Genomic DNA, 26,808 nt, shown 5'->3' on the forward strand with positions numbered 1-26,808 from the left:
TATGAAAAAATATTATTTCTTTATATTTCTTTTAGTACTTTTAATTTTTCAAAGTTGTTCAATCTTTAATTTTTCTCTCAAAGAAAAAAACTTTAATGAAATAGTTAAAAATAATAAAAAATTCAATGTATCTATAAAAAATAACAAATTCATTGTTTCTAAAAGGTTTAGAACACCTTTTAAAGTTTATGTTTCAAATACGTATTCACCAACACCTTCAGAAATTATAGATAAAATCAGAATAATCCCGAAACAACAAATGCAACAATAAAATTCTATAAAGATTATTTAGATTTCAGCAACTTCACAGCAGCTGGAACATATACAATAGTATTTTATCATTCTGATATATCCACTTCATTAACTTTAACTTTAACCCCTGATAAACCAGAAAATTTAAATCTGGAAACATCTAAAAACATTTTTTTTGCATCAAAAAAAATAAAAATACCTTTTAAACTATATTATACGGATCAATATGGAAATAAAGTAATCAAACCTTTCGATAATATTTCTATATTTCCTTATGTGAAAAATACCATAAAAAAAATCGATAATGAAAACTATGAATTAGAATTATATAATATTACAAAACCAGGAAAATATATCTTTACATTACAAATAAATAACATAATCAAAAAAAACATATCATTTAAAATTATTTCTGGAAACCCAGATACTATTAAATTTGAAAAAAATGTTATATATCTTGCTACTTATTATGACGATTCCTCACATTTTCCACCCAAAAATACTGTTATTAGATATACTCTTCTGGACAAGTTTGATAATATAACAAAACTATATAATATTAAATATAAGATTATTTCTAATAGCATATTAAACCCAAAAATAAATATAAAAGACAACAATATAGAAATTACTTCTAATGTCTATCCTGGAAAATATGAAGTGGAATTTTATTATAACAATAAAAAATTAAATGGAACTCTTGAAATAAATGTTATAAGCGTTCCACGAAAATTGATTTTTATAGATAAAGACATAAATAATTCAATATATTTATCCTTTGCCATTCAAGATGGGAATACCAATTTTGCCAGCAATATTAGTATTAATAAAATAATTGTGAAAACCGACAAAACAGAAATTTTGATAAATGATAAGCTAGATAAATATCTAAAAAGAAAGGATAACATATTTATTTTTGACCATTTCCCATTAAATGGTTATATGTCAAACATAGAAATAACTTTTTATATCTCATCAAATATTTTTAATTATACAAAGAAAATCACAGAAAACTTATATTAGGAGGTGTTTTATATGAAAAAATTTAATTTATTTTTGTTGTTGATTTTAAGCGTAGCAATATTTGCTGGAACATTTTATAATCCATTAGGACCTACATTGCTACCCGCCGCTGGATTATATATTAATAAAGTTCCAACATTACAAACATACTATTGGAGAAACCTCGACCAGGCTCAAACATTAGTTCTAAAAGAACAGGCTGACTTTATTGTTTTACCTGTAGCTTTAGGGGTAGAATTAATAAACAAAGGTGCAAAATATAAATTAGCAGGTGTTTCTTTATGGAAAACTTTTTATCTTATATCATCACAAAAAATAACTAGTGTCGAGGACCTTGCCGGTAAGAGAATTGTCACTCTTCATGGCCCTGGCCAAACTGCTGATGTTATATTAAAAAGCATTAAAAAAATGAAAAACATAGATTTTAAAATAGTATATGTTACCAGTGGTCCAGAAATAATTCAGTTACTGGCCTCAGGCAAAGAAACAATTGCTGTTTTGCCAGAACCTTTTGTATCACTTGCAGAAATAAAAACAAAAGGAAAAATTAGAGTTCAAATGGATTTTCAAAAATTATACGCAAATTTATTTAACTTAAAGGACGAAAGAATTCCTGTAGCTGGTGTGTTTGTATCAAACAAAAAATTTGAAGAAAACCCTAATTTTGTCAGACGTGTCTTAAAAGCCTATGAATTTTCTGCAAATGATTTCTATAAAAACAATTTTAATGAGGCTATAGATTACGTATTTAAGATAATGCAAACTATGCCAAAAGTAGTATTAGAAAAAGCTGCTTCAAGATCTGAAATCTTTTATACTAAAGATATTAAAAAGGAAATAGATTTATATTTAAAAAACCTATTAGAATATGGTGCCATTTCTAATATACCAGAAGATTTATATTTAAACTATTAAGGAGATATTTATGGATAAAGATTTTTTCAATGAATTTGAAAAACTATGTGATATAGTACAACGGAATATAGATAAATGCCCATGGGTTAAATCTATAAACCTTAATATTATGATAAATGAAGCCTCTTCTGAAATTAAAGAAATAGAAGAGGCTTTAAATAAGAACGATCTTGATAACCTCGAAGAAGAAATTGGCGATTTAATATATGATGCTTTTTTAATATTGAAAATTGCCGAAAGAGATTATAATATTTCTTCTCATAAAGCAATAAAACGTGTTGTTTCAAAAATATCAAATAGAAAACCCTGGCTATTTTGGAATAAAAAAATCTCTCGAGAAGAAGCTTCAAAAATATGGCAGGAAAGGAAAAAAGCGGAAAAAAAGTCGGGTGAGAATATTGACTAAACTATATTTAAGTGATTTACATATTGGAAATGGAAGTAAAAAAGACGATTTCAGATATGATAATGAATTAATTAAAATTTTAGAGGATTTAAACGAAGAGTCAAACAATGAATTATATATTGTAGGTGATGGATTTGAAATACTTCAGTCATATGAAAACAATGGAAAAATAAATGATGTAAACGAAATTATAAAAAATATTGATTTTAATTATATACTTTCTGAAATCGAAAATAATCACAGTGCTTTAATAAAAACTTTTAGAAAATATTCACAAAAAAATACAATACATTATATTGTTGGAAACCATGATTATTATTTGTTATTCGATGAAAAAATCAAAAATAGATTTAAGGATTTTTTAGGAAAAAAGATAGAAATACATCCATATTATTATGATGATAAATGGGAACTTTTTATTATACACGGTAATCAATTTGATGCATTAAACAGATTAACATTAACCAAAAGTGGGAAAATCTTGCCTCCTTATGGTGAGATAATGGAAAAATTTATTTCAAAATATTTTGATAGCGAAGTTTTAAAAGTCTTACCTGATGAAATTTTAATGGATTACGATAATATAGAACCCAAAATGGATATATTTTTATGGCTTGAAGAAATAAGAAAAAAATACTCTATAGGCCTGGATCTGGAATACAAATGGATTGATATGTTTGTACAATTTGTCAGAAGCAAAGAATCAAAAGAATGGCTAAAAACAAATTATCCTTTAATGCATATTTTTTCTTATTTATTCATTAACAAAATTGGTGGTATCAAATTTGGAGAAAATCTTGTGAGAGTAATAAGTTCTTTACGCGGAGCAAAAAAGACAAATTATCTAATGGAAAATGTAAAAAAATATTATACAAAAATAGAACTATACCTAAAAAATATTGCATAGGTTATGCTAATGAGGATATTGTTATACCTTCTAAACTTCAGGAATTATTATGGGACATATTCATGTTCCAACATATGAAATCTTCCCAAATAATAACGATGAGGAAGTGTTTTATTGTAATCTTGGAAGCTGGAAACATACCGTAAAAAGAACCACTGTTAAAAACAAAACAAAATTTTTAAAAAGAACCCAAATAAGTTATTTTATAGTAAAAGAAAGTAACAAAAGCTTGAACACTCAATTTATCATAAAAGATATGATATAATTAAGGAGGAACATTATGAATATAGGAATAATAGGTGCTGGAAGCTGGGGTACAGCTATTTCAAAAATACTTTTAAATAATGGACACACAGTTAGAATATGGACAAGAGATTCTCATGTTGTTGATGCTTTAAAAAATGGGGAAAATCCTTATTTTTACCTGGAATTTCAATACCAAAATCAATAATCCCTTCCTTAAATTTAGAAGAAGTAATATCTAATTCGGAATTATTGGTATTAGCTATACCAACACAAGCTATTAGAGAAGTTGCAAAAAGATTAAACCATTTTACAAAGATCAAATTCTTGTTAATTTAGCTAAAGGATTAGAAATCCATACGCAAAAACGTATTAGTGAAATCTTAATAGAAGTATTTGAAGCTCCTATAAAATATGTTGCATTAAGTGGCCCAAGTCATGCTGAAGAGGTTGCGCGAGATATACCAACAAGTATTGTTGCTGCTTCCAAAAATTTAGAATTAGCAAAAGTAGTCCAGGAAAACTTTAGCAATGTTTCTTTTAGAGTATATACAAATGATGATATAATAGGCGTAGAACTTGGTGGAGCAATAAAGAATGTAATAGCAATTTCTGCAGGTATTATAGATGGTATTGGTGGCTGGGATAATTCAAAAGCTGCATTAATAACAAGAGGACTTGCAGAAATAACAAGATATGGCGTAAAAAAGGGGCAAAAAAAGATACATTTTCTGGTTTAGCTGGACTTGGTGATTTAATTGTAACCTGCACCAGTCAACATAGTAGAAACAGATATGTTGGTGAAATGATTGGAAGAGGAAAAAAATTAGATGAAATAATAGAAAATATGAACATGGTAGCTGAAGGTGTTTATACCGTTAAGGCATTATATGAAGAAATTAAAAATTTAAACATAGAAATGCCTATAACTGAAAAGACTTATGAAGTTCTTTATTTAAATAAAGCTCCAAGAAAAGCTATTCATGAATTAATGATGAGAGAATTAAAAAACGAAAATTAACCTTTTACATTTGATAAGGAGGGAGAAACACATGGAAAAGATGGTATATTTCTACGGCGGTGGTATCGCTGAAGGTAGCGCAAAAATGAAGAACTTACTCGGTGGTAAAGGTGCAAACCTTGCAGAAATGGCAAGAATGGGATTACCAGTTCCTGCAGGTTTCACAATCACAACAGAAGTTTGTGACTATTATTGGAAACATGATAGATCATTCCAGAAACATTAGAAGCAGAAGTTGAAGCTGCATTAAAAAGATTAGAAGAAGTTTCAGGTAAAAAATTTGGAGATAAAGATAATCCATTATTAGTATCTGTTAGATCAGGTGCTGCTGTATCAATGCCTGGTATGATGGATACAATCTTAAACTTAGGTTTAAATGATGAAACAGTAGAAGCTTTAGCAAAAAATACAGGAAACCCAAGATTTGCATATGATGCTTATAGAAGATTCATGCAAATGTTTGGTGATGTTGCATTAGAAATTCCTCACCATGATTTTGAAGAAGCTTTAAATAAAGTAAAAGAAGAAAAAGGTGTTAAATTAGATATCGAATTAGAAGCTGACGATTTCAAAAAAGTTGTTGAATTATACAAAGAAATTTATAGAAAAGCAGGAAAAGAATTCCCACAAGATCCTAAAAAACAATTATGGATCGCTATCGAAGCTGTATTTGGTAGCTGGATGAATGAAAGAGCTATAAAATATAGAGCTATCAATGGAATCAAAGAAGGAGAATTATTAGGTACAGCTGTTAATGTTGTTATGATGGTATTCGGTAACATGGGTGAAGATAGTGGAACTGGTGTATGTTTCACAAGAGATCCTAATACAGGTGAAAAAGTAAAATATGGTGAATACTTACCTAACGCACAGGGTGAAGATGTTGTTGCTGGTATCAGAACACCTTACCCATTAGAAAAATTAAACGAAATAATGCCTGATGTATATAAACAATTAATCGATATTATGGATATGTTAGAAAATCACTATAAAGATATGCAAGATATCGAATTTACAGTTGAAAAAGGAAAATTATACTTCTTACAAACAAGAACAGGAAAAAGAACAGCAAAAGCTGCTATCAAAATTGCTGTAGATATGGTTAAAGAAGGTTTAATCGATAAAGCTACAGCTGTTATGAGAGTAACACCAGACCAAATCGATAAATTGTTACACCCTGCATTTGACGAAGCAGAAATCAAAAAAGCTCAAGAAATTGGAGAAGGTTTACCAGCTTCACCAGGTGCCGCAACAGGTAAAGTTGTATTCAGTGCAGATGAAGCAGAAGAATTAGCTAAAGAAGGTACTCCAGTTATCTTAGTTAGACCAGAAACAAGTCCTGAAGATGTTGGAGGTATGAACGCTGCTGAAGGTATCTTAACAGCTACAGGTGGTATGACATCACACGCTGCTGTTGTTGCCAGAGGTATGGGAAAACCAGCTATTGTTGGTGCTGAAGAAATTGTTATTGATGAAGAAGCAAAAGAATTTGAAGCAAGAGGCGTTAAAGTAAAAGATGGAGATTGGATTTCTATAGATGGTACAACTGGTAAAGTTTATTTAGGTAAAGTAAAAACAATCAAACCACAAGGTTTAGAAGGCGAAGTTGCTGAATTATTAGCATTTGCTGATGATATTAGAGTATTAGGTGTAAGAGCTAATGCAGATATTCCAAGAGATGCTAAAGTAGCAAGAAACTTTGGTGCTGAAGGTATTGGATTATGTAGAACAGAACATATGTTCTTTGAAGGCGACAGAATTCAAAAAATGAGAAGAATGATTGTATCCAAAACAGTAGAACAAAGAGAAGCTGCTTTAGAAGAATTATTACCATTGCAAAAAGAAGATTTCAAAGGATTATTTGAAGCTATGGAAGGGTTCCCTGTAACAATCAGATTATTAGATCCACCTTTACACGAATTCTTACCACAAGATGAAGAACAAATGAAAGAATTAGCTCCACAATTAGGAATCACAGTTGAAGAATTAAAAGAAATCGTTGAAAACTTACATGAATTCAACCCAATGATGGACATAGAGGTGTAAGATTAGCTATTACATATCCAGAAGTTGCTGTAATGCAAACAAAAGCTATTATTATGGCTGCTATTGAAATGGTTAAAGAAGGTAAAAAAGTTAAACCAGAAATTATGATTCCATTAGTTGGAACAGTTAATGAATTAAAATACTTAGATAAAATTGTTAGAGAAACTGCAGATAAATTAATTGAAGAAGCTGGCGTTGATTTAGATTACAAAGTTGGTACAATGATCGAAGTTCCAAGAGGTGCTATCACTGCTGACGAAATTGCAGAAGTTGCACAATTCTTCAGCTTTGGTACAAATGACTTAACACAAATGACATTAGGTTTCTCAAGAGACGACTATGGTAAATTTATCAATGATTACATTGAAAAAGGCATTTACGAAAAAGATCCATTCAAACATGTTGATCAAACAGGTGTTGGAAGAATGGTTAAAATCGCAAAAGATTATGGTAGATCAGTAAATCCAGAATTAAAATTAGGTGTTTGTGGTGAACACGGTGGAGATCCAGAATCAATTGAATTCTTCCACAAAACACAATTAGATTATGTAAGTTGTTCACCATACAGAGTTCCAATTGCAAGATTAGCAGCAGCACAAGCAGCAGTTAAATTCAAAAGAGGAAAATTCGTAAATTACGCTGACTAATAATAATCAAAACCCGGGAGAATATTTCTCCCGGGTTTTTTATTTAAAATATAATATATCTATTAATTTACTTGTTGACAGAATATATAATTTTATTATATAATTTGTTAACTAAATTTTACTAACAAAAAAGGGGGAGGATAGTATGAAGTTATCGGGGAAAATTCTATCTTTAGTATTATTAATAAATATTCTAGCAGTGAGTATAATTACTTTATTTACAATAGACATATCTTCTAAAGCATTGATTGAATCGAATGCAAAAAAATTACAAGCTGTTTCGAAAAAATCTGAATTATTGCTTAATCAATATTTTAATAGTATTGATGAATTTCTATTAATAAATTCCAAAAGAGAAGACATTATTGATTTTACTATAAAATTCAAACATTCTTTTCATGAAATTGAAGAGAATATCGGGGAACCTACAGAAATACTTCAAAATGCTTATATTACAAATAATCCATATCCAATTGGTGAAAAATATAAGCTCTTTGAGCTTTCTGGGAATATAAAAATAAATTAAAAGAATATAATGAGTTACATAAAGTATTTCACAATATAGTGAAAACATTTGTTGATGATAAAGGCTTTTATGATGTTTTTATTGTAGGAACAGATGGTGACGTTACTTATACATATTTTAAGGAAAAAGATTTTGCAACTAATCTATTAAAAGGAAAATGGAAAAACACCAATTTAGCAAAATTATTTAGAATATTGCAAAACTCTAATGATGATAAAGTGCATTATGTCGATTTTGAACCATATGATCCATCAAGTGGTTCCCCTGCTGCATTTGCTGGAACTCCTTTAAAAAAAGATAATAAAACAATAGGATATCTTATTGTACAATTACCTATTAATAAAATTGATTATATTCTTCAAGAAAGAACAGGTATGGGAGAATCTGGAGAAACATATGTAGTTGGACCAGATTATTTGATGAGAAGCAACTCCAGGTTTGAAGAAAATACAATATTAAAAAGAAAGGTTGAAACGAAATCTGTAAGAGAGGCATTAAAGGGTAACACAGGTTGGGATATAATAAATAATTATAGAGGCATAAAAGTCATAAGCGCTTATCTTCCTTTTGAATATAATGAATTAAAATGGGCGTTAATAGGTGAAATCGATTATAGTGAAGCTAATGATAGTATTAAAAAATTAGTCAAAACAAGTATTATAATATTGGTTATAATACTTGTTTTAAGTATAATTACAAGTATCTTATTTACAAACAAACTTGTAAATCCTTTAAAAGAGGCTGTAAAAGTATTTGAAAAAGTATCAAATGGTGATTTAACTGTAAAATTAGAGATAAAAGGAAAAGATGAAATCGCTATATTAGCAAAATCATTAAATAAAACAATTGATAATTTAAAACGTTCTATGGAAAATATCGTTGAAATTTCTAAAAAATTAAATGATTCTTCAACAGACCTGGCTACTATTTCTGAGGAAAATAATGTTAATATAGAAAAAATCTCTTCTCAATCAGAAATTATAGAAGAAAATACAGAAGTATTATCCTCTTCTATAGAACAAGTTTCATCAGGTGTAGAAGAAATTGCTGCAAATTCACAAGATATATCTAAATCCGCCCAGGAAATGTTAAATAGTTCTGAAGAAACTTCACAATTTGCTATTGAAGGACAACAAGGTATGGAAAATATTGTTAATAGTATTCACAATGTATCTGAAAAAACTAAAAATGTAGAAATAATAGTTTCCGAATTAGCTAATAAAGCTCAAAATATAGGAGAGATTTTAGAAACAATTGGTAGTATAACAGAACAAACAAATTTATTAGCTTTAAATGCAGCAATAGAAGCTGCACGAGCAGGGAAGCCGGAAAAGGTTTTGCAGTAGTTGCAGAGGAAATAAGAAAACTCGCTGAAGAAAGCAAAAAGGCAACTGATAACATTGCTGATATATTAAAAGAAATTCAGAATAATGCAAATAATGCAAATGATGCAACTAAAGAAGCTCACGGTGAAGTTGAAAATACTAAAATTGTTATTCAAAAAGCTTATCAACAATTTCATGAAATTGCTAATAAGATTGATGTTGTAAAACAACTTGCCGAAAATATCACTGCTTCTACAGAAGAACAAAGTGCATCAACAGAAGAAATGGCAAGTGCCACAGCGAATGTTGCTAAAAGCATAACTGAAATTTCTGAAAAAATAAGAAGTATAGTTTCATCTATTGAACAGGAAAGACGTGGTTCTGAAGAAGTTGCAAATGAAAGTCAAAAACTAAGCGATTTAGCTGAAAAGTTAAATTCAATTACTTTAAAATTTAAAATTTAAAAACATGAAAGACCATAAATTGACGAGGGCTTAAATGATTTATGTAAATAGAAAAAATATCCCTTCTTCTTGATAAGGTAAAAAATCAGGAAGAGGGTTTTTTATAGTAAAGCAAACCATTAAATATTAAATTTTGTAATAGAAATTACAAAAGAATTTTTATTCCAAAATTCCACATCAAAAATCACTGAAAATAATTATTAAAGCTTATTAGAATAAAATTAATCATTCATATAAAAAATCAAAAAGTAACAATCAATTTTTTAGTAATTTATTATCATCCAAGAAAAATATTCAAACAAAATTTTACAGACTACTATATCCATTTCGATTGTGACTTATGTGACAACTGTCGAATTTTTGTATACACCTGTGACAGATGTAAAATTAAAGATTTTCTATATAATACTTGATTTTAGACGGTAAATACAATATACCGTTATTTTCAATAATAATACCTTCATTCATCAAACGTTTGATATATGTATAAACAGTTTGGCGTTTTACTTTCCCTTCTAACTTTTTAACAAGTGTTGATTTATCCAACGGATTACTAGCTATTTCATTTAATATTAATTTTTGCATATCTGTAAATGATAATGTCTTTTTGAAATTCTGAGAAATTATCTTTCCTATAGTTTCCTTTGCTATATATCTATTGATTCTATCCTTATCAGAATTAATCAAAGCTGTTTGTTGGGCTATCCACAAAGCATCTCTTGGGTTTCCATCACTGAAAATAGCTATTTCATTTAAAGCATCTATATCAAAATAATCCGGATATTCTTTTATTCTTTTTAAAATCATTTTTTGAATATCTTCAATAGTTAATGGATCAAGAAATATCATATCTTTAAATATATTTTCTAAATTACCGCTTTCGTTCCATCTCATTCGATCATTTGAATACTCTCTATATATAGAAAAAGGCAGAGATACAAATGTAACTATATTTTCCTTGAGTAATATGTTTTTTAATGAATCAAGAATTTTTAATACTTCTTCCTTTTTTTCCTTGTCTAATTCATCTATTATAATTAATATTTTTCCATATTCCTCAACAAGTAATGACAACAACTTATCAATATATTCTTTTATTGTATATATATTAAACCTTTTTTATTGTCAACTGTCTTTTCATAAGAAATATTAGCAGCAAGATTTAATCCACCACTATAAGATATATTATAACTCATTTCATTTATTATAAAATTTTTTGATTCATTGGCTATCTTATTAATTTTTCTATTCTTTAAATTTAATACTAAATTAGCAAGTTTATATAAAAAATCTCCTATTATTATTTCTTTTGAATCTTTTTCTGTTATTAAAATATGGAATCTTTTGGTATTTTCTGCATCAATAAAATTTAAAGTCGTGGTTTTTCCAACACCCGTTTCTCCACATACACCAAAAATTCCCATTGGTTGAAAATAAGCCAGTTTATTCAAATGAAGCAATTCTTTTTCTCGATTTACAAGAAATTCTTTATTATTAATGGGCATATCAAATAATGATTCAATTATATATTTTAACTTATTTTTATTCATAAAGTCACCCCGGAATAATTATAACATATTCTGTGACTTATGTGACAACTGTCGAATTTTTGTATACTGTTGTGACAAATGTAGAAATCTCTTAAGAAATTTTTATGTATCAGTATTAAAAATTACTTTTTGTAAATCTCCATTAATATTATCAAGATACCAATTCATTTTTAATAAGTCCTCATCTAAAATACTTTCATTTCTATCAACTATCATATTATTTTCTTTATCATACAATGGCCCACTAAATATATCAAACTCGTTATTCTTTATTAATGTTTTCATAACCCCTATTAATTTTTCAGTTTGCCCTGGAATTATTTCTTTGTTTTTATACAATTTTACTATTTTTTTATCCATTCCATACCAATATTTCCTCAAATCTTCAAGATGCTTTGTTGTTGTTACAATCCACTCATTATTCAATAATCGGCTAACAATCTTCTTATAAAATCTGCCCCATTTCCAGTATGCAGATGCAATATATGTATCAGGTGTAATTTCTCTTGTTATTGCATTATAACCTATTGTATAAATTTTGTGTTTATCAGCTATAATTTGAGGAATAACAGAATCCATGTTTGTTGAAAGAATATCAATTCCTTCTTTTATTAATTCCAATGTTTTTTTGATTTCTATATCATGATCTATCCATTTATTTGTCCAGTTTACTAACACTTTTGCATATGGATTTACCACCTTAACTCCTATCGCAAAAGCATTTAAACCTCTCACAAATAAAGGAAGAGGATGTGGTGCAATATAACCTATCTTATTGCTTCTTGTCATAGCACCCGCTATTAATCCAGTTAAAAATTTTGGCTGATAAATTCTTCCAAAGTACACAGATAAATTCCTATAACTCTTATATCCTGCACAATTTAAAAATTTTATATTTGGAAATTCTATCGCTGCTTTATAGGTAGAATCCATAAAATCATAACTGGTTGTTATTATTAAATTATAATCCTGATTAATTAATTCTTTTATTACATCATAAGACTTATTTTTTTTCACATTCTCAACATAAAATGTTGTTATTTTGCCTTCAAACACTTCTTCCAGATATTTTCTTCCTGATTCATGAGCCTGAACCCATGTGCTTTCTTCAATATAATTTCTGTATAGAAAAGCAATATTTAATCTTTTTTCAGCAGACTTTATAAATGGAGAGAAAACTTCCTGTATTAAATTTTTTTCTCTTCAAAATATATATCTTCCAATTCCTTAATAACTGTTTTCAGCCTTAATCTTAATTCTTTTTCTGAAGTATATTTTTCTATACCATATTTTTTTAAATAGTATAAAAAAGCTTCTCCTGTTGTAATTGGTAACTTTTCTCCATTTAATTCATGATAAACCTTTCTAAATTCCCAATATATTGATTTTTCGAAAAATCTAAAAAACTCATCGGCATTTTCATTGTTTTTCTTTATATAATCAAATAATATTTCTTCTAACTCTTTAAAGCCACCTTCTCTTTTAAACCATATCATATTTATTTTTGTTTTTTCATAAAATTCTAAAAATTCATAATATATACGTATATTCAAATCCATCTCATCATATTTTGGTATAAGTCTTTTAACATTCGCCATTATAGATGGGGAATCAAGATATTTCAACACGCTTGCTCTTTTATTTCCTTCTACTACATAAAATTTATTTAAATATTCATAAGCTACTATTGCATCTCTTATTCCTTCTTCCTGTTGAGCTTCAAAAAGGTTCATCCATTTTATAGCAAATTCTGTATCCTCTTCTAATAAAGGCATAAAATTTTTGGCAAATGCACTCCTTCGTGAATCATAAAATGTTCCTCTTATCTTTTTTATAGGCACTTCAATAATTCCTAACGATGTCTCATTAACAATACTCTTATCTTTTAATAAATTTTCAAGCGATGGCAAATGTCCATCTCTTCCTCTGCTTTCCCAATATAATAATTCTCTTTCGCCCATTTTTTTTGCATTTCTATATTCTTTAGAACTATCATATCTCATATTATTCATATTATCCTCACCCCAAAAACTATTAAATATAAATATCCTTAAATTGAATTATTCCTTCTTCTCCTATTATTTCAATAGCTTCTTTTGTTTTCTCATCATATTTAACATATTTATATGGAACAACATTTAACAAATACGATATTTCTCCATTATGATGTACTCTAAAATTCAGAATCTGATCTGTATATCTTGGATGAATGTGACCATAAAACCATATTTTAGGAAAAAATTTTTTATATATGTTCGCCATAACTTTGGAACCTTTATGATACGAGCTAATTTCTTTTTCAAATAAATTTTCTAATCCTGGGATAGAATGAGTAATTATAATATCAATATTTTTTATAAAATTAAAAGTTTTTTTAATCTGCAATGTTCTTTTAAATGGTTTTACATCTTTCTCAGAAAAATGAAAAGGTTTTTTCCCATAAGAAAATGCTCCTGAAAAACCTGTTATATATAAATCCGACTCTATTCCAAGATCTTTTTTTGCATTAACTAATTGACTATGTAAAATAGACAACCCTTTATATATTTTTGAATATCCAGATAATTCAACTTCAAAAAGATTTTTAAAATATTTCTTATCATGATTTCCATAAATCATATAACTTATTTTAGGCATTAACGTATTTAATAAATAGTCAAGATATCCTGGTGATAAATCACCACAACCTAATAACATATCACATTTTTTAATCTTTTTAGGTATATAATTCCTTTCTTCATCAGAAACTGCAACAATTTCTATCATATCTCGTCTTCCTTTTATTTTTTTATTATTATAACATAAAAATATTTTTTCATTTTATATGTTATAATATAATGTTATTATAACAAACTATAATGGAGGGGAAAAAATGAAATGGGATTTAACTTTCTTTTATGATTCACCAGAAAATGAACAAATAAAGAAAGACTTTGAAAGTGCACTGGAAAATGCAAAAAAATTAAAAGAAAAGTACTATAACAAATTTTTAGATGAAAACTTATCTGCATTAGATATTAAAGAATTTTTCAAAGAGTTAGAAAAAACTATAGAAAAACCTTATTTTGCCATTCAGTATGCTCATTTATATTATGCAGAAAATACTCAAAATGTTCAAGCGCAGAAATTGGTTGCAATGGGTCAAGACTATTTAACCAAAGGCGAAATAGAGTTATCTTTCTGGAAACCGCTATTATTGAGTCATCCTATTGAAAAATTAGAAGAATGGAAAAATTCTGAAGATTTAAAAGAATATAAACATGTTATGGAAAAGCTTATTAAAGAAAAACCTCATGTGTTAAGCGAAGACGCAGAAAAGGTATTATCTGCTTTGCAACCTGCCGGCAGAGATGCTTTTGATATGTTATATGAAAAATTGACTTCTTCATATAATTTTGAAATAGAAATAGATGGCGAAATGAAGAAAATGACAGGACCTCAAATAAGAGCTTTAAGACAAAGTACTAATAAAGAATTAAGAAGAAAAGCTATGAAATTATTCTTTGAAAGATATAAAGAGGATAAAATAGTTTTAGAAAGTACATTTAATTCTGTTGCAAAATATTACGATACAGAAAGCAAGTTAAGAAATTATCCTAAACCAATATCAATGAGAAATATGGCAAATGAAGTTGATGATAAAATTGTTGATATGGTAATAGATGTAACTACAGAACAAACTCCAATGGTTCACAAATATTATAAATGGAAAGAAAAATATTTAGGTTATGAATTAACATTAGCTGATATATATGCCCATTAGATCCTATAAAAAAAGAAATACCATTTGATAAAGCAAAACAAATAGTATTGGATTCATATTATGAATTTGATAAAGAAATTGGAGATATTGTTAAATCATTCTTTGATGAAAATAGAATTCATTCAGAAATAATCCCTGGTAAAAGAGGAGGAGCATTTTGTTCTTATAATATACCAAATTATAAACCTTTTATATTAATGAATTATACAGGAAATATGAGAGATGTTATGACTTTAGCTCATGAATTGGGACATGGTGTTCATGGGACTCTTTCTTCAAAACAAAATCTATTAAATTATCACACACCATTAACCATGGCAGAAGTAGCTTCAGTCTTTGGAGAAATGCTTGTAATGGATAAATTATTGAAAGAATTAGATGAAGAAGAGAAAAAGGTATTTATTGCTTCTAAAATAGAAGACATGTTTGCTACAATGTTCAGACAAAATATGTTCGCAAGATTTGAAATACAGTCACATGAAATGATTGATAAAAATGGAATGGCAACATACGATGAGTTATCTGATCTTTATGAAAAAGAATTAAAAATAATGTTTGGTGATTCAGTAAAAATACCTGAAGAATATAAATATGAATGGAGTTCTATTCCACATATGATTGGTGTTCCTTTCTATGTTTATGCATATAACTTTGCTAATTTATTAGTAATAGCTCTGTACGAAAAATATTTAGAAGAAGGAAAAGATTTTGTACCAAAATATAAAGAATTATTATCAAGTGGTGGAAATGATGCACCAGAGAGATTATTGGATAAAGTTGGAATTGATATTACCAAAAAAGAATTCTGGGAAAAAGGATTCAAATATATTGAAAGAGAATTAATTAGTAAATTATAATGCTTATAAAATTGTAATTATTCTTTAAGTTTTCTTTTCAAAGTTACAAAAACTTAAAAAAGATTATAAAGCTTATTATTTAATTATTCCGACGCAAACACCCCTATCTGGCAGGGGTGTTTGTTTTCATTTATGTTATTTTTAAATGAATAATCTACAAAAAAATTATCTATGCACAGGAAATTATATCAAACATGTAATTTTTTCTTAGCTCTAAAATGGATAAAAATTGTTATAATTAAATTGTATTAGTGAAAAATATAATTTAAAATACAAAGGAGGTTGTTGCGGAATGAAAAAGTTCGCCATTATTATTACAGTATTAGTAGCATCTTTAAGTATTTTTGCGGGAATATTCGGTTATGGTCAAGGTGGAGAAGTAAATGTATATACCAGTAGACATTATGACACAGATCAACAGCTATATGATGAATTTACAAAATTAACAGGTATTAAAGTTAATGTTATTAAAGCTGGAGAAGATGAATTAATCGAAAGAATGAAAAATGAAGGAGAAGATACAAACGCAGACTTATTTATTACAGCAGACGTTGGTAGATTACATAGGGCAAAAATGTTGGGATTATTACAACCTATAGTTTCTGAAACACTAACAAAAAATATTCCAGATAATTTAAGAGACAGAGATAATTATTGGTACGCATTAACAGTTCGTGCAAGAGTATTAGCTTATGCTCCTGAAAGAGTGGATATTTCAAAAATAAAAACCTATGGTGATTTAATTAATCCTGAATGGAAAGGAAAAATATTAATAAGATCATCTTCAAATATATATAATCAATCATTAGTAGCTTCATTTATAGCTTTATATGGTGAAGATTGGGCATTAAATTGGGCAAAAGGAATTGTTGCTAATATAGCAAGAGAACCACAAGGTAATGATAGAGCACAGGTGATAGCAGTTGCTGCTGGTGAAGGAGATATTGCAGTTATAAATACTTATTACATGGGAAAAATGTTAAATTCATCAGATGAACAGCAAGTAAATGCTGCTAAAAAAGTCAAACTATACTTTCCAGAAAAGACACATATAAACGTAAGTGGTGCAGGAATTTCAAAATATGCTAAAAACAAAGAAAATGCTATTAAATTATTAGAATTTCTAACAAGTAAAGAAGCACAAAGATTATATGCTGAAGCTAATTATGAATATCCTGCTAACCCTGAAGTAGAACCATCAGAGTTTTTAAAATCTTTTGGTGATTTTAAACCACAGGAAATTGATTTAACATTATTAGGGGAATATAATTCAAAAGCTGTAGAAATTATGGATAAAGCAGGATGGAAATAATATGAAAAAAACTACGTTTCTTTTAGTTTTAATAATATCCATACCTATATTTATAGTATTATACAATTTAATATTACCTTCAAATGAAAACTGGACTCACATATATAACTATCTATTAAAAGACTATGTATTAAATTCATTGAAATTAATATTTGGAACAGCTATACTCTCATCCTTATTAGGCATCTTGAGCGCATGGTTTATTAGTTACTATGAATTTCCATACAGAAAATTTTTTGAATGGGCTTTAATTTTACCCTTAACAATACCTCCATTTATAGGTGCATATGTTTATGCTGGAATTTTAAGCTATACAGGTACTATTCAAACATTATTAATGAAATATACTGGTTTTAGTGGCAAATCTTATTTATTAGATATTATGTCAATTCCAGGTGCTGTTTTTGTATTTTCAATATTCTTATTTCCATATGTGTATTTAACAGTAAAATCATTTTTTTCGAAACAAATCACTGGAATTATTGAAGCATCTCAGTCACTCGGAAAAAACACTTCAACAACATTTTTTAAGGTAATTCTTCCTTTGGCTAGACCCGCTATTGTTGGCGGGACTAGTCTTGTATTAATGGAAGTTTTAAACGATTATGGCGTGGTGAAATATTTTGGTATTCCCACATTTAGTACTGGTATATTTAAGGCCTGGTTTTCATTTGGTGATGTAAACACCGCAATACGATTATCTGCTGTTTTATTGATTTTTGTATTTATAGTTTTATCTATAGAAAAATTCCTTAGAAAAAATAAATCATATTTCACCAAAAACAAAAAACCTTTAAAAAGAAGGAATTTGAAAGGTTTACCATTATTTTTAGTTATGGGATTTTATATTATAATATTTTTGTTATCATTCTTATTGCCTTTACTTCAACTTATTCAATGGAGTATTTTTTCATACAAAAATACAAACATAAAATTTATCGAACTAACTTTCAATTCAATATTTATTTCGTTTATAACTTCAATATTAATAATAATTATTGCTCTAATAATGTCTGATACAATTAGATTTAATAGAAATAATTCCAGAATTTTATCTAAATTAGCAACTATGGGATATTCAATACCTGGAGCAGTTATTGCAGTTGGAGTTATGGTATTTTTTATAACTATAGATAGGAGTTTAAGACCTCTTTATTCAATGTTTGATTTTAAAACAAAATTAGTATTATCTTCTTCAATAATCATGCTCATTTATGCGTATATTGTTAGATTTTTAAACATCGCATATAGCCCTATAGACGCTAATTTTGAAAAAAACGGAAAAAACTATCACGAAGCTTCAAGAAGTCTCGGTAAATCTTTTTTTAATACTTTTATTAAAGTAGATATACCAATGATTAAACCTGCTATTATTAGTTCATTTATATTTGTTTTTATTGAAATAATAAAGGAATTACCATTAACTCTTATTTTAAGACCTTTTAATTTTGATACTTTAGCAACAAAAGTATTTGAATATGCAAATGATGAAATGGTACATGAAGCTTCAGTAGCCTCTTTGTCTATTATTGTAATTATATTTATATTCATTATGATTTTAAGAAAATTATCAGGAGATGATAAATAATGTTTTTATACGTCGAAGATATATGGTTTAAATATGATAAAGAATTTGTATTAAAAGGAGTAGACTTTCAAATATCAAAAGGGGAAACAGTAGCAATTTTAGGAGAAAGCGGAAGCGGAAAAAGTACTATATTAAGAATTATTGCCGGCTTTGAAAAACCACAAAAAGGTATAATACGTTTAGAAGATAAAATATTATCTTCTAGAAAAAAATTTATTTTACCCGAAAAAAGAAATATTGGATTTGTATTTCAGGATTATGCTTTATTTCCACACATGACAGTAAGAGAAAATATTGAATATGCCAGAAAAGGAAAAACTAAAAAATGTTAGAATTAGTTGGTTTAATAGGATATGAAAATAGATATCCACATGAATTAAGTGGCGGTCAACAACAAAGAGTTGCTTTAGCAAGAACTTTAGCTACAGAGCCGAAATTACTATTATTAGATGAGCCATTTAGTAATTTAGATGAAAATTTAAAGGATAAAATAAGAAATGATTTAAAAGAAATATTAAAAAAAGCTAATATAACTACTATTTTAGTAACCCATGATAAATATGATGCTCTTTCATTGGCAAATAAAATTATTACCCTTGAAAATGGTGTTGTAAAATTCATCGGTGATCCACAAAAAATATATATTTAAAAATTAAAAAATTAGAGGCCATAAAAAATTATGGCCTCTAATTCTATTATAATGGAAACTTTGATAATCCACCATCTACAAGAATAGTTTGTCCGTTAATATAAGATGCTTTTTCAGATGCTAAAAAAACAACTGCATTTGCTATTTCCTCAGGTCTTGCCATTCTTTTAATGGAATATTTTCCGAAATTTGCTTTTCTTTCTCTTCATCAACCAATTCCTTTACTCTATTTGTTTTTGTCCAACCAGGACCGACTGCATTAAAGGTTATATTATATTTTCCGTATTCTAAAGATAATGTTTTCAATAATCCAGTTATTCCCAATCTTATAGAGTTTGATATATATAAATTCTCAATAGGAGTTTTTACAGAAAGAGAAGTTAAAAATACTACTCTTGCCCATTCTTTATTCTTCATTTTAGGCAAAAAATATTTTAATATACGAATAGTGCTCATAAGATTTTGTTCAAAACCATAGGTCCAATCTTCCTCAGATGTTTCTTCAAAATAACCAGGTTTAGGACCTCCTGCATTTAAAAATATAACATCAGGCACACCATATTTTTCCTCGAATTTTTTGTTCATATAATCAATATCATCCTTTTTTGAAAGATCACATATAATATATGGATACCCAGTACTTTTTAATTTTTCTTCATTACGTGATACAACTACAGGCTTAGCTCCTTCTTTATCAAATATTTGGGCTACTGCAAGCCCTATTCCTGAACTTCCGCCTGTAACTAAAACCTTTTTATCCTTTAATCCTAAATCCATTCTTTCTCCCCCTGATTTGTTTTTATACTTTTGATGGACTTTCAAAGTTTGTCCTTATAAGACATATATGAATTTTTATTCCATCTTTTTATTCTACTATATAATCAAAATCTTCTCATTTTTTAACCTCCACAACTGAATTATATCACATTTCAATAACAAAACCGGGCATCAGGCCCGGTTTTGATTTATATTAAAATATATACCGTAGACCACATTCTAAAACCAAATTTAGAAGGATCCACGGTGATCATATATTTTATTCATAGTATCATTTTTATTATACCGCTATTCTCACATCTTTCCAAAAATCTTTTTCAACTTTTAACTTCAATAAATCCTTATAATACTTTAATGTTTTTTATCCTTCTCATTTTAAAATTTTATAATTCCCAAAATTGAAAAAGAAAACTTAATTTTTTCATACAAATAAAATTTTTATAGTAATATATCGAGCTCAACACACAGTTTTAAATTTTAGAATACTTTATATAAAGTTATTTATGGTTTTATGTTTTTTCTTTATTTCAATAATTTTTAAATATTATAAGTTCATCTATAGTTCTTTATATGTTTACCAATAATTTCCAATTTTTTGGAAATCCCATTGATTTTAATACATCGTTTCCACTTATGCTATGTATTTCTTTCGAAAGATTTTTGAGAGCTTTTTCAATTTCTCTTGTAGTTTTAGAAAATTCTCCTCTTTTTTGTTCGGAAGGAATTCTTTTAAACAAATTAATAAAGCAAAGACATCATTTCTACCATAAATATATTTTCCATTATTATTTTTTGGAATGTTTAATTTTTGGTGAATTTCACCACCTCTTATTTCAGTTTTCAATTTTTTATTATAAAATATTTCTTCATGAGCACATATATTTCTAAAAATTGACATTAATTTAAGATAACTACTAAAAGTTTTATTATTTATTCCAAACTCTTTAGATATAGATTGTTGATCTTGTTGCTTTAAAATACCATAAAGCTTACTTATATTTCCAAACGTTAAGACATTTACTAGAACCCAAAAAGGCACATATCCATATTTAGTAATATAATGAGTTATAGCATTATGTTTCCCACTCTGTTCTGAAATATTTTTTTGTAAAATTGAAATTACCTTCATTATTTGTTGTAAACCTTTTTCATCTTTATATTTTTTAAAATTATTTAATTTTAAATAATCTGTATGTCCATATTTTTCTGAAATTTTATAAGCAAGAATAGATTTAACATTATTTTCTATTACTAATAACCTTTTTAAAAAAATAAATCGTAGTTCTCTATCAAATTTATACAACGCATATATTTCATCAAAAGTTGCATTATCTTTGTATTTTTCAGCAGTATTATTGCTTTGCAAAAATAAATCCTTGTAACCATTAATAATATTATAATAGTTTTCCATTTTAAGAATCTGTTTTGCTTTAGATGAAACATGTAAATTTCTTGAACGTAGTATTCTCATTTGTTGATTGTATGTTTTAAAAACTTTATCAGACATCTCATATATCTCTCCTTAATATAAAAATGGCCCTGGCTCTCTAGGAACACCAAGGCACCGATCATCATATAATTTAATTACATTTTATTATATCTTTTTTATGTTTATACAAAAAGACAATAATGTTAAAAAAATAAAACATTATGGCGATTTTTAATTATTATTAAACTAATTCATCTTTTTTACCAAAAAATTTGAGATAATTTTTTGAGCTTTTCACTCATTACTTATCTTAATTAGTCTTTTTAACAAAATAATGTTTTTCTTAATTCTTCAACACCCTCTTTCTCTTTCTCTGGCGATACTAATTTTCTATCTATTTTTATAGGTTTAGAAGGTGTTTGCGTTATTTTAATAAAACTTTCTACTTCTCTTTTACTTTTAAAAATAAAATCCTTATTAAAAGATGACGTTTCCATTATACTCACCTTGTTTCTTTTTTAATCATTTTTTATTATTATAACAAATATATTTTATTTTCAACTATATTCATCACAATGATTATACCTTAATATTAATTTATTTGTTCAAACTCCATAAACTCTTTAGAATACCCGGAAAATTTAAAAATATAATTACTTTCTTACTGTTCTCCTTTCATCATATATTTTAATTTTTTTGCTTACTTTTAGAAGTTAGATATATTTATTCTATAAAACTACCCAACATCTAAATTCTTCACTTCTTTATATAGTCCTCTTAATTCATAATCTCCCATATCTAATATAGGTTCATACATAAAAGAATTAACATGGATATTTTCAGGAGTCATTAAATTGACTCTCTTTAATATAGAAATTACTTCTTCATCTCCTGAATATTCCTTTTCAAACTCTTTTATTAATTCCCAAGTTTGCTTTTTTTTATTATCTAAATTATTCAAAAATTCTTTATTTGAAATTTTTGATTTCATAAAAATTTCAGCTTTTAGTCTAATGGCAATAGATAGAATTATTTTATTTTCAAGATTAATTCCTTCAGGTTCATTTAAACATAAATCTGCAGTTTCAAATATTATATCTATTATTTTATTTTCTAACTCAATATCTTGAAATTTTGCATTTCGAATATATTTTTCAATAACATTTTTAATATCCTTTAAAGTTATTTCTTCTGTCTTATTTTTATGGTGCAATGCTGATGTAAGAAGCAAATAATCATCATTTTCTTCACCTTGAGTATATTCAACAATATTTCTTATAAATGGAATTGAAGCTATTAACTTCTTATTATTATCTAAATTTTTCTTCCAATCATTAGCAAAAGGATTCTTTATATATTTGGCTTTTTCTAACTTTATCTCTTCATTATTCTTTATTGCCATGAGACAATTCTTATAACCAACAACACCTCTACTTTCAATTGTTCTATAAAAGTCAAAGTTATGCGTCAAAATTATCATATAAAAATTATTTATTTCTGACATATATTTCAAGTATTCAATTATCGCATATTTATTTTTATAATCAAATGAATCTGCAATATCGTCGATAATAAAAAGTGTTTCAGAATAATGTTTTTTTCGTATTTCTACATTAAAGATTATATTTAAAATATATAAAGCTCTTTGTTCTCCTGTACTTAAAACCTTTAATAATTCATCTTTTTCTTCAAAAGTTTTTTCAAACTCACCATCTTTAAAAATAAATTCTATAACAGGAACATCATCTTTAAGAATAACATCTGCTTTATTTTTTATTTTTAAATAAAATGGTAGATGTGAAAAACGGATATTAAACATTTTAATAACTTCTTCCCAGTCTGTTTGTTCTTCTTTTGCTTTATTAATAATTTTTTTTATTCTACCCTGTCCGTGTTTGTAGTGATTTATCAAATTCAAAGTTAATTCTTTTTTATTTATAAAATATGATAACCATATTTTCTTTTCAAATTCCTCTAAATTAACTAATTCTGGTAATATTTCTTTATTATCAAGTAAATAGTTACGAAAATTTCTTAAGTCAGCATTATTAGATAATTTTTTATCTATTTTATCAAACTTTATCTGAAGTTCATTATTTTCAAAAATTTTATTTTTTTCTTCTTCCAAAAGCTTTTTTAATTCTTCACTATTTTTGTATTCAATCTTTTTATTTCCATTAAATAAATTTACTGAATGGCCTGCTTTAAAAAAATTATTTGATGTAAGTTGTTTTTGAACATTTTCTGCATGATAAAAATTAAAATCTTTCTTTAAATATGGAGATTTATCTATAAGTTCATAATACTTTTCTATATATTCTTTAATAGCTAATTTAAAGTCCTCAGTTTCTAAAAATTTTCTTACCTTATCATTAAAAATCTTTTGATACTCAACATTATAATAAGGTAAATCTTCAGTTTCTAAAAAAATTTTTTCGTTTTCAAGAATAAAATCAAAAAAATCAAGGCCAAATATCCTTTTTACAATTTTTTCTACGTCAAAATTTCTACTATTTATTCCTGACAATATCTTCAATTCTTTTATTAAATTTGCTTTTACTTTATTAATATCTTTATGAATATTTTCATATTCTTTTCTTAGATTTTTATTTACAACTAACGTTGAGACTTTATCAAAATTAAAATCTCTAACATAAGATTCTATAACAAAGATATTATCAGGTTCAATTGGAATGATTTCTCTTATAGTTCTTCTTTCAGTAAAGACAAGGTCTTTCGTTTCTTTATCCTCAGAAAAATCTTTAAAAGTTTTAGCAAACGATGTTTTCATAACTCCATTTGGAGCATAAATAGCAAAAACTCTTTTAATAAATTCAAACTCGTGTTCAAGATTTTTTATTCCATAACAATTACGAAACTTTATTTTTAATTTATTCATTTTTATTCTCCTTTTTCTTATTTCTAAATTATTCAATTCTTTCATAAGGATATACATCTTTAAAATTACGATGCAAATAAGCCCCTACAGACGATGCGTGTAATAGCGCATTAAATTCTGATTCAGGAACTCTTTTATAAATATAAAGTACTCCATTTTTAAACCTCACATAGACAGTTCGATTTTCATCATCATATCCTACACTATCTATATTAGACGATTGAACTGGAATCATTTCCGGAATACTCATAACTATCCCCCTAAAAAATCTTTGATAGACATTTATATATAACACTCACATCAAAATTTTATCACTATTACCCATAATTTTTTACGATATTAAAAAAATTAATAGAAATTTTACTTTATATTTATTAATCACTTGATATATTAAAAATTTAACTTTTTCACAATTAAAATCAACCAAATCATTATAAAACTCCCTATTTAATCCAATAACAAAACCGGGCACTGCGCCCGGCTTTGTTATTTCACAATTATCTCTACATTCTTTCTATCAAATGCAATTGCTACTTTTATTACTTTTTCTATTCCATAACTCTTTATTTCTTTTTCATACCCTTTTTCTTCTATCTGTTTTATTCCTAACTCTGCACTATTTTTTAAATCCCTTCTTTTATGTAATGCTTTTTGAATTCAAATATTATTCCTGGTTCCTTTTTTTCTTTGGGTATTAATATTACATCTGCTCTTCCATATCCGGCTTCTCTATTGCTTTTTACTATGTATTTTTTGCTTAATCCCACTACCATTCCTAATATTAATCCATGATAAAACCTTTCCGGTTCTTCTCCACTTACGTCAAAATAACTTATTGTTCTTTCCACTATTTTTTTGAATGCTATTTTGAATTCTTCATAGTTTTCATGTATTAATTCCATTATGATACTTTCATAATGTATTTTACTTTCTTTTATTATATCCACTACTGTTTTTTTGAAGAATTGTAATGTTTCTTTGTTTGTTATTCTTAAACTGTATCTTGGCTCTCCTTCTTCTCCTGTGTGTTCTACCCAGGTTAAGTATCCTGTGAATAGAAATAATGTCCATATGCTTTCTTCTGTGCTTTTGTCTAAGTCTCCATATACTAAGTTTTCGTCTATACTGCTTTCTATTGTTTTTCCTTCTATTAATTCTTCTATTTTTGTTTTGACTTCTGCTGTGCTCTGTTTTATCAACCTTTTTATTAATTCATTTCCACTGCTGTTTATCCAGTAATACGCTATTTTCCCTTTGTTTCTTGCCAGGTTTATTATTGAATATGGATTATATATTTCTAATCCTCCAAAGTTATATCCGTTATACCATTCTATTACCTTTTCTTTTTCATATTCCAATCCATAATATTTTAATGTTTCTTCCACTTCTTCCCAGGTTAATCCGAATTTGTCATTGAATAATTCTCCTAATACCGTTGAGACATCAAGATTATTTACTCCTGTAAATATGCTTTCTTTTGCCACCCTTGTTATTCCTGTTAATACTCCTTTTTCTAAATACTCATTATCTTTTAATGCATTTCCTAACATGTTTCCCATGAAATTTATGAATTCTTTATAATATCCATTTAAATATGATTGTTGTATTGGTGTATCATATTCGTCTATTAGTAGTATTACTTTTTTTCCATAGTAGCGGTATAAGTATTCCGATATGTTTTTTAGACTGTTTATATATTCTGATTCATCTGCTTTTTTGTACATTATTTTGTTATATACTTCTTTTTCTGGTCCATATAATTTTTCCATTATTTTTTCATTTAATATATATACTTTCGCTATTTCTTCTATTATTATATCCTTTAATAGTTTTATATTATCTGCTTTTGCATCTTTAAAAGTTAAATATATTACAGGATATTTATTTAAATACTTTTCTATTATCTCTTTTTCTTTCCATATCTTCAGGTTTTCAAATAAATGTTTGTTATCCTGGTCATTTCTGAAAAAGTATTTCATCATGCTCATATTCAATGTTTTTCCAAATCTTCTTGGACGGGTTATTAATATTACATCTCCGCTTTCTATTATTTCTTTTATTAATAAGCTTTTATCTATGTAATACATATTATCTTCTATTATACTTTTAAAATCACTTCTTCCTATTGGTAATTTTTTCAATTTCATCAGTTTCACCCCCACAACCGAATTATATCACAATTCAATAATAAAAACCCCTCTGAAAATCA

At 26.9% G+C, this 26,808-nt stretch carries 25 protein-coding genes and 4 pseudogenes; 17 read left to right on the forward strand and 12 right to left on the reverse strand.

The genetic code is table 11. From position 1 onward, the window contains the following. Position 1: 1 nt before the first annotated feature. The 11 genes and pseudogenes from DJ007_RS11560 (at position 2) to DJ007_RS18150 (ending at position 9,775) form a co-directional block, all read left to right on the forward strand. Complete coding sequence (locus tag DJ007_RS11560) at positions 2 to 271, forward strand: hypothetical protein (RefSeq protein WP_129409729.1); 270 nt, start codon at positions 2 to 4, stop codon at positions 269 to 271. Positions 272 to 528: 257 nt separating this feature from the next. Then, positions 529 to 1,275, forward strand: coding sequence for a hypothetical protein (locus DJ007_RS11565; protein ID WP_129409730.1), 747 nt, complete (start codon positions 529 to 531; stop codon positions 1,273 to 1,275). Positions 1,276 to 1,287: 12 nt separating this feature from the next. Then, positions 1,288 to 2,190 (forward strand): ABC transporter substrate-binding protein, encoded by a 903-nt coding sequence (locus DJ007_RS11570; protein WP_129409731.1) that lies wholly within the window; start codon positions 1,288 to 1,290, stop codon positions 2,188 to 2,190. 10 nt (positions 2,191 to 2,200) lie between these two features. Continuing rightward, the gene (locus DJ007_RS11575) at positions 2,201 to 2,596 is read left to right on the forward strand and encodes a MazG nucleotide pyrophosphohydrolase domain-containing protein (protein ID WP_129409732.1); all 396 of its coding nucleotides are present in this window, start codon (positions 2,201 to 2,203) and stop codon (positions 2,594 to 2,596) included. Next, positions 2,589 to 3,503, forward strand: a complete 915-nt coding sequence (locus DJ007_RS11580; protein ID WP_129409733.1) for a metallophosphoesterase — start codon at positions 2,589 to 2,591, stop codon at positions 3,501 to 3,503. The genes DJ007_RS11575 and DJ007_RS11580 overlap by 8 nt, the downstream gene beginning before the upstream one ends. A 49-nt stretch (positions 3,504 to 3,552) precedes the next feature. Then, positions 3,553 to 3,768 carry a hypothetical protein gene (locus DJ007_RS11585; RefSeq protein WP_129409734.1) on the forward strand — a complete coding sequence of 72 codons (216 nt, stop codon included), beginning with the start codon at positions 3,553 to 3,555 and terminating at the stop codon, positions 3,766 to 3,768. Between the two features lie 15 nt (positions 3,769 to 3,783). After that, a pseudogene (locus tag DJ007_RS19370) lies at positions 3,784 to 4,767 on the forward strand (NAD(P)H-dependent glycerol-3-phosphate dehydrogenase). Between the two features lie 31 nt (positions 4,768 to 4,798). Beyond that, positions 4,799 to 7,460 (forward strand): annotated as a pseudogene (gene ppdK / locus DJ007_RS11595) (pyruvate, phosphate dikinase). A gap of 145 nt (positions 7,461 to 7,605) precedes the next feature. Continuing rightward, positions 7,606 to 7,986, forward strand: coding sequence for a hypothetical protein (locus tag DJ007_RS11600; RefSeq protein ID WP_129409735.1), 381 nt, complete (start codon positions 7,606 to 7,608; stop codon positions 7,984 to 7,986). 419 nt (positions 7,987 to 8,405) lie between these two features. Next, a pseudogene (locus tag DJ007_RS11605) lies at positions 8,406 to 9,565 on the forward strand (methyl-accepting chemotaxis protein); the annotation flags it as partial. 30 nt (positions 9,566 to 9,595) lie between these two features. Further along, the gene (locus DJ007_RS18150) at positions 9,596 to 9,775 is read left to right on the forward strand and encodes a hypothetical protein (protein WP_240739563.1); all 180 of its coding nucleotides are present in this window, start codon (positions 9,596 to 9,598) and stop codon (positions 9,773 to 9,775) included. Positions 9,776 to 10,162: 387 nt separating this feature from the next. Here the strand turns inward: DJ007_RS18150 and DJ007_RS16270 are convergent, their stop codons facing one another. The 5 genes from DJ007_RS16270 to DJ007_RS11630 form a co-directional block, all read right to left on the reverse strand. Further along, positions 10,163 to 10,852 carry a P-loop NTPase fold protein gene (locus DJ007_RS16270; RefSeq protein ID WP_206076348.1) on the reverse strand — a complete coding sequence of 230 codons (690 nt, stop codon included), beginning with the start codon at positions 10,850 to 10,852 and terminating at the stop codon, positions 10,163 to 10,165. 17 nt (positions 10,853 to 10,869) lie between these two features. Further along, a complete protein-coding gene (locus DJ007_RS16275; protein ID WP_206076349.1) occupies positions 10,870 to 11,325 on the reverse strand; it encodes a hypothetical protein in 456 nt (151 codons plus the stop codon). A gap of 102 nt (positions 11,326 to 11,427) precedes the next feature. Continuing rightward, entirely contained in the window at positions 11,428 to 12,513 is a 1,086-nt protein-coding gene (locus DJ007_RS11620) for a BMP family ABC transporter substrate-binding protein (protein ID WP_129409738.1), read from the reverse strand. Further along, on the reverse strand, positions 12,513 to 13,337 hold the full coding sequence (locus tag DJ007_RS11625; protein WP_129409739.1) for a hypothetical protein: 825 nt from the start codon (positions 13,335 to 13,337) through the stop codon (positions 12,513 to 12,515). The genes DJ007_RS11620 and DJ007_RS11625 overlap by 1 nt, the downstream gene beginning before the upstream one ends. 22 nt (positions 13,338 to 13,359) lie before the next feature. Further along, entirely contained in the window at positions 13,360 to 14,091 is a 732-nt protein-coding gene (locus DJ007_RS11630; RefSeq protein ID WP_129409740.1) for a metallophosphoesterase family protein, read from the reverse strand. A 106-nt stretch (positions 14,092 to 14,197) separates the two neighbouring features. On the opposite strand from DJ007_RS11630, the gene DJ007_RS18155 reads away from it, so the two are divergent. From DJ007_RS18155 to DJ007_RS19390, 6 genes are all read left to right on the forward strand, one after another. After that, positions 14,198 to 15,088: a hypothetical protein gene (locus tag DJ007_RS18155; RefSeq protein ID WP_240739564.1), complete on the forward strand. Its 891-nt coding sequence runs from the start codon at positions 14,198 to 14,200 to the stop codon at positions 15,086 to 15,088. A gap of 47 nt (positions 15,089 to 15,135) precedes the next feature. Beyond that, positions 15,136 to 15,945, forward strand: a complete 810-nt coding sequence (locus tag DJ007_RS18160) for a M3 family metallopeptidase (RefSeq protein ID WP_240739565.1) — start codon at positions 15,136 to 15,138, stop codon at positions 15,943 to 15,945. Between the two features lie 292 nt (positions 15,946 to 16,237). Then, positions 16,238 to 17,257, forward strand: a complete 1,020-nt coding sequence (locus DJ007_RS11640) for a Fe(3+) ABC transporter substrate-binding protein (protein WP_129409741.1) — start codon at positions 16,238 to 16,240, stop codon at positions 17,255 to 17,257. A 1-nt stretch (position 17,258) separates the two neighbouring features. Continuing rightward, positions 17,259 to 18,845 (forward strand): ABC transporter permease, encoded by a 1,587-nt coding sequence (locus DJ007_RS11645; RefSeq protein ID WP_129409742.1) that lies wholly within the window; start codon positions 17,259 to 17,261, stop codon positions 18,843 to 18,845. Further along, positions 18,845 to 19,177, forward strand: coding sequence for an ATP-binding cassette domain-containing protein (locus DJ007_RS19385; protein ID WP_206076350.1), 333 nt, complete (start codon positions 18,845 to 18,847; stop codon positions 19,175 to 19,177). Before DJ007_RS11645 ends, DJ007_RS19385 begins: the two co-directional genes overlap by 1 nt. Beyond that, on the forward strand, positions 19,171 to 19,494 hold the full coding sequence (locus DJ007_RS19390; protein WP_206076351.1) for an ATP-binding cassette domain-containing protein: 324 nt from the start codon (positions 19,171 to 19,173) through the stop codon (positions 19,492 to 19,494). The genes DJ007_RS19385 and DJ007_RS19390 overlap by 7 nt, the downstream gene beginning before the upstream one ends. A gap of 46 nt (positions 19,495 to 19,540) precedes the next feature. Here the strand turns inward: DJ007_RS19390 and DJ007_RS11655 are convergent. From DJ007_RS11655 to DJ007_RS11675, 7 genes and pseudogenes are all read right to left on the reverse strand, one after another. Continuing rightward, positions 19,541 to 20,271: pseudogene (locus DJ007_RS11655) on the reverse strand (SDR family oxidoreductase). 631 nt (positions 20,272 to 20,902) lie between these two features. Continuing rightward, on the reverse strand, positions 20,903 to 21,778 hold the full coding sequence (locus DJ007_RS11660) for an Abi family protein (RefSeq protein WP_129409743.1): 876 nt from the start codon (positions 21,776 to 21,778) through the stop codon (positions 20,903 to 20,905). A gap of 245 nt (positions 21,779 to 22,023) precedes the next feature. Next, positions 22,024 to 22,197: a hypothetical protein gene (locus DJ007_RS14860; RefSeq protein ID WP_165974150.1), complete on the reverse strand. Its 174-nt coding sequence runs from the start codon at positions 22,195 to 22,197 to the stop codon at positions 22,024 to 22,026. A 239-nt stretch (positions 22,198 to 22,436) separates the two neighbouring features. Next, positions 22,437 to 24,599: a hypothetical protein gene (locus tag DJ007_RS11665; RefSeq protein WP_129409744.1), complete on the reverse strand. Its 2,163-nt coding sequence runs from the start codon at positions 24,597 to 24,599 to the stop codon at positions 22,437 to 22,439. A gap of 28 nt (positions 24,600 to 24,627) precedes the next feature. Then, on the reverse strand, positions 24,628 to 24,849 hold the full coding sequence (locus DJ007_RS11670) for a KTSC domain-containing protein (protein ID WP_129409745.1): 222 nt from the start codon (positions 24,847 to 24,849) through the stop codon (positions 24,628 to 24,630). A gap of 236 nt (positions 24,850 to 25,085) precedes the next feature. Next, the gene (locus DJ007_RS20480; RefSeq protein ID WP_368359839.1) at positions 25,086 to 25,256 is read right to left on the reverse strand and encodes a PD-(D/E)XK nuclease domain-containing protein; all 171 of its coding nucleotides are present in this window, start codon (positions 25,254 to 25,256) and stop codon (positions 25,086 to 25,088) included. Then, positions 25,223 to 26,746 (reverse strand): AAA family ATPase, encoded by a 1,524-nt coding sequence (locus DJ007_RS11675; RefSeq protein ID WP_240739570.1) that lies wholly within the window; start codon positions 26,744 to 26,746, stop codon positions 25,223 to 25,225. Before DJ007_RS11675 ends, DJ007_RS20480 begins: the two co-directional genes overlap by 34 nt. Between the last annotated feature and the right edge of the window lie 62 nt (positions 26,747 to 26,808).

It is taken from the genome of Marinitoga lauensis, assembly GCF_004135675.1.
Classification (GTDB): domain Bacteria; phylum Thermotogota; class Thermotogae; order Petrotogales; family Petrotogaceae; genus Marinitoga; species Marinitoga lauensis.